4 protein-coding genes and 1 pseudogene are annotated in these 4,686 nt (G+C 61.2%); all 5 read right to left on the bottom strand.

Going from position 1 to position 4,686, the window contains the following annotated elements; genetic code table 11:
* The coding region (locus AC1DDG_RS21540; RefSeq protein ID WP_476877681.1) for a transposase-like zinc-binding domain-containing protein at positions 1–218 on the bottom strand (218 nt) is incomplete at its 3' end.
* Between the two features lie 249 nt (positions 219–467).
* Complete coding sequence (locus tag AC1DDG_RS21535; protein WP_476877680.1) at positions 468–1,118, bottom strand: GntR family transcriptional regulator; 651 nt, start codon at positions 1,116–1,118, stop codon at positions 468–470.
* Positions 1,119–1,236: 118 nt separating this feature from the next.
* Positions 1,237–1,958, bottom strand: a pseudogene (locus tag AC1DDG_RS21530) (GntR family transcriptional regulator).
* Positions 1,959–2,020: 62 nt separating this feature from the next.
* Positions 2,021–3,475: an NAD-dependent succinate-semialdehyde dehydrogenase gene (locus AC1DDG_RS21525; protein WP_476877679.1), complete on the bottom strand. Its 1,455-nt coding sequence runs from the start codon at positions 3,473–3,475 to the stop codon at positions 2,021–2,023.
* Positions 3,476–3,570: 95 nt separating this feature from the next.
* On the bottom strand, positions 3,571–4,686 hold a 1,116-nt coding region (gene solA, locus AC1DDG_RS21520; protein ID WP_476877678.1), incomplete at its 5' end, for an N-methyl-L-tryptophan oxidase.

Here is a 4,686-nt window from a genome sequence, read left to right as displayed (position 1 = left end):
CGCCGACGCAATGACCGGGCCGTGCCGAACGAGGTGAACGATGACTGACTCGAGGTGCCCATCAGCCAGCCAAGGAACGCCTCCAATTCGRAGCGCCGGCTGACATCCGGGCGTTCACTCGAGCGGCTCGCACCGCATGCCAGACACCGGTAGCGCTGCTTACCGGCSGCCGTTTTCCCGTTCCGTACCAGCGATTGACCGCAGACAAGACATTCCAGAGATATGCAAGCACCCCAGCCACCCTAAGCTTCGAAAGCTTAGCCATCCCGGAATTCGCCCGCCAACACTGGGAAGCGAGCCCCTCCCATACACTCGTTTTGTCCCATAACCCTTCTCCGGCACCATTCAAAAGAGAAGGCCAGATCCAACGGATCTGGCCTTCTCTTTTGGCGCCCGAACGGCCCCGCAGGCCCTGGGGAACTCAAGGTTTCTCGGTTATGTTGAAGTCGGGCGTGCACTATGTCCGGTTAGGGTTGGGCCCGGAGCGCATTTTGGAATTGACTGACCATCTCTTGGCGGAAGCCGTCGATGTCACCTTCCAAAGCAAGCGCAGCCAATCTCTCGTGCTCAACGGCAATGTCATGCAGGTCGCTGTACGTACGATGGTCGACCGCGAGGTAGAGACGCAGCTTGTTCTCCCAGCCGTTCCAAAGACTTTGCAGGGCGGCGTTCCCCGAAAATTCGTAGAAGAGCCTGTGGAAGCGAAGGTGAGCGTCAATGCTGGCCGGGATATCGTTGGTGTCCGTGGCCCGGTAGAGTTCCGCGATGGTTTGCTTCAACCGAAGCCGCTCAGGACCGCGCAACGTTGCGGCCGAGAGCTCAGCAGCGTAAGGCTCGACAAGTACGCGGATTGATGCGATCTCGGCGACGTCGCGGGCACTCACCTCCACAACGAACGATCCCCGGAAGGGGATCTTCACGACCAGTCCTTCCTCCTCAAGCCTGGTCAACGCCTCACGTAGTGGGGACCGACTGATTCCCAGATCGGCAGCAATGTGCGTCTCGCGCAGCTGTTCCCCCGGAGGCACAGTTCCGTCCAGGATGGCGGTACGCAGCACGCGGTAGACGCCGTCCGGCGTCGTCGTCCGCTGTTCTTGCCACTTGAACTTGCGGTCCATCGTGCCGCCTCCCTTGTCGATTGTCGATTATACAGGGCGCCCATCTGACGCGGGCGGCCCACGGTACTGCAAGGCCGAAGTTGTCGATCGTCAACAACTGCGGCGGTCGCTGCCGAACTCAAGGAATTCGAGCCCTGCAACGACCTCCAACGGCACCTCCTCTTGGCATGTTGGAGCTGCGGCCAGGAGAAGTCTTCAGGCACTGAGGCTTGTCCTGCTGAGTTGCGGTCAGGTCCTCAACGGTTTTTTGCATATGCCGCTTGATGGTCTTGAGAAGGCCTTTCCTGTCGCCCGCCTTCAACAGATCCAGGATGGTTTGATGTTCCTCTACCAGGACGTCCATCCTTGGGTAGGAGACTTCCAGGTCTCGGACACACCTTCTTGGTTCAGCCGCCAGCGTCTTGTGGATCCGGATAAAACGAGATTTCCCACGCCGGCATTGAGGGCTGAGTGGAACTGCATGTCAAGCCGTGCAATGGTCTGCCCGTTGGAAGTGGCCACTTGCTTCGCCATTTCGTCCACAATTTCCTTCAGCACTTCGCAGGTGTCTTTGATCTGCTTCGGGCTGCCGTCCAACAGCCTGCTGGCGGCGGCGGATCCGAGGGACTCACGAACCTCGTAGATCTCTTCAAGGTCCTGCGTTTCAACTTCTAGGACGAACACTCCGTAGTTGCGCCGACTGATGAGGATCCCTTCCTGACACAAGCGCTGTAGTGCTTCCCGAAGAGGACCTCTGGACCTGTTGAGCTCGCTCGCCAGAAGGGATTCGTTGATCTGTTGCCCGGGGCGGATGGACCCGTGGACGATTTGTTCACGCGGTGGGTCTTCCTTCCAGGACAAACAGTCCTTCGGGTGCCGCCATTGGCATCCCCCTCATTTCATTCTTCGGCCTACTGCGTTCTCTAGACCGCCATTGCGGTGTACTTGGTCTCGAGGAATTCTTCGATGCCAATCTTGCCGCCTTCGCGTCCCAGCCCGGACTGCTTGACGCCGCCGAATGGTGCTGCAGGGTTGGAAACCAGCCCGGTATTGAGGCCGACCATTCCGACCTCCAGTTCCGCGGAGAAGCGGAGGGCTTTGTCCATGCTTTCCGTAAATACGTAGCCGACCAGGCCCCACTCGGTGTCGTTGGCCAGACGGAGGACTTCATCCTCGCTGTCGAAGGGCGTAATGGCCGCGACCGGACCGAAAATCTCTGCAGTCATCAGATTCGCGTCCAGGGGCACGTCCGTCAGGACGGTGGGGGTGTAGAAGTATCCGGGACCCTCCGGGCGGCTTCCTCCGGTCAGGACGCGTGCGCCCTTGGAAACCGCATTGCTGACCAGGCTTTCAACCTTGTCCAGGCCCTTCTGATCGATGAGAGGCCCCACGTCGGTGCCAGCCAAAGCGCCGTTGCCTACCTGCAGTTCGGACATCGTTTTGGAGAACTTTTCGCTGAATTCTTCGACGACGGAGCGATGCACGAAGAAACGGTTCGCGGCGGTGCAGGCTTCACCCATGTTGCGCATCTTGGCTTTCAGTGCGCCTTCGACGGCTTTTTCGATGTTGGCGTCAGCCAAGACGATGAACGGGGCATTTCCCCCCAGTTCCATTGAGGAGCGCATCACGTTGTCGGCCGCCTGGCGCAGCAATGTCTTGCCGACCTCGGTGGAGCCGGTGAAGCTGACCTTGCGCGCGATGCCGCTGCTCATCCAAGGATCCACCATGCTGGAGGCTCGGGAAGTGGTAACGACATTCAAGACGCCGTCGGGAAGGCCGGCCTGCTTGAAAATGTCAACGAGGGCCAGGGACGTCAGAGGGGTCAAAGCCGCGGGCTTGAACACCATGGTGCAGCCGGCGGCGACGGCGGGGGCGATCTTGCGGGCGCCCATGGCCAACGGAAAGTTCCACGGGGTGACCAGCACGCAGGGACCAATCGGTTCCTTCGTGATCATGATCCGGGTGTTGCCATCCGAGGAGGTGGTGTGGTCACCGCCTATACGGACGGCTTCCTCGGAGAACCAACGGAGCATTTCAGCGCCGTAGGCCACTTCGCCCCTTGCTTCTGCAAGGGGTTTGCCCATCTCCGCGGTCATGATTGCGGCGAGCCGGTCGGTGTTGGCAGTGACCAGTTCAAAGGCGCGTCGGAGAATGTCGGCCCGTTCACGGGGTGTGGACCTTGCCCATGCAGCCTGGGCCCGGCCGGCAGCCTGGATGGCCAGGACGGCTTCTTCGGGCCCGCCGTCAGCCACGTGGGCAATGATTTCATTCGTGGCCGGGTTCTCGATTGGGAAGGTAGCTGAACTGGTTGCCTTTTGCCAGACACCGTCGATGAACAGCTCGGTGTGAAGAGTTGTGGGGTCAAATGAAGTGCTCATGTCACGCTTTCAGTTGTGATGGAAGGGGATTTGCCGGGGCGGTGAAGTTCCGCCGGGGTTGGGTTTTTAGGTGGTAGCCGTTGACTGGGGCTGGCCTAGCTCTTCTTAAACCGTTCGGGGCGTGCGAAGTCCAGGCCTTCGAAAGTCTGCTTGCCGAGTGCTTCGTACGCGGCAATGTGGCCGTACCCCGCGGCATTTTTGAAGCCGCCTCCGGAGAAGCCGGTGGCGCAATACATCCTGCTTGACTCGCTGAACCGGCCCACCAGCGGGTTCCGGTCCCCGGTGTAGAGGTCCGGGAAGGCATCAGAGCGGACGATCGTCGGGATGAGACCGGGGAAGAATTCCGTGACGGTTTCGGTGGTTTCCTGAATCTCGGCGGCGGTAAGGTCCCTTGGGACGGAATCGGCGCTGGCCGTGGGTGCGCCCCGGCCGTCCAGGGTGGCTTTGACTGTGACCCCGTCCACTGCGGGTGCCCCATACATGGAGCGGCCCTCATAGATCCGGCTGAATACGGGGAATCTCTCCGGTGTGAACTGGGCTGCGTCGCGGGCAACGAACCACGACAGGAAAAGCCTGCGTATTTCCGTGTGCGCCTTTAGGTAGTCAGGCATAAGCCGCTGGGACCAGCCGCCGGAGGAGATGATGACGTTCTCGAAGGTCCAGGACTTATCGCCCGAGGTGATGACCACGCCGTCGCCGGTTTCGGTGATGCTGTCGATCGGGGTGGTGGTGTGGACTGTTGCCCCGTTGGCCTGGGCGGCAGCGACTGCCGCCGTCACTGCACGGTCGGTGCGCAGGGCCCCGGCGTTGGGGTCGTAGACGGCGATGTCGTCAGCCCGGAGGTTGTGCTGCGGGTAGCGTTCGGCCATCTCTTCGCGGGTGAGGATTACGTGGGCAGCCCCGTTGGTTCTGGTGGTTTCGAGGAGGCTGCGGATGTAGGGGCCATCGGCGGTGCCGATGGASAGTCCGCCGCARCGKGTGAGGATGTTTTGTCCTGTTTCGGCTTCGAGTTCGGCCCAGAGGCTGCGGGAGCGTTCCAGGATGGGGTAGTAGTTGGGGTTGCCGCGGTAGAGCATGCGGAAGAGCCGGGTGTCCCCGCCCACGGCGCTACGGCCGTGGGCGGGTGCGTGGGCTTCGAATCCGACGACGTCCTGGGTCAGGCGGGAGGCTTGCCAGAGGGCCATGGATCCGATGCTGCCGAGGCCGATGAC

This window comes from Arthrobacter sp. 10L430, from assembly GCF_056395245.1.
Note: the sequence above shows the minus strand (reverse complement) of the source record. Positions and strands in the feature narration are given on the sequence as shown.

What these genes read in the sequence shown, in the direction of transcription:
- AC1DDG_RS21525 (WP_476877679.1), bottom strand. Translation starts at nt 3,475, where the DNA reads ATGAGCACTTCATTTGACCCCACAACTCTTCACACCGAGCTGTTCATC.
- AC1DDG_RS21535 (WP_476877680.1), bottom strand. Translation starts at nt 1,118, where the DNA reads ATGGACCGCAAGTTCAAGTGGCAAGAACAGCGGACGACGACGCCGGAC.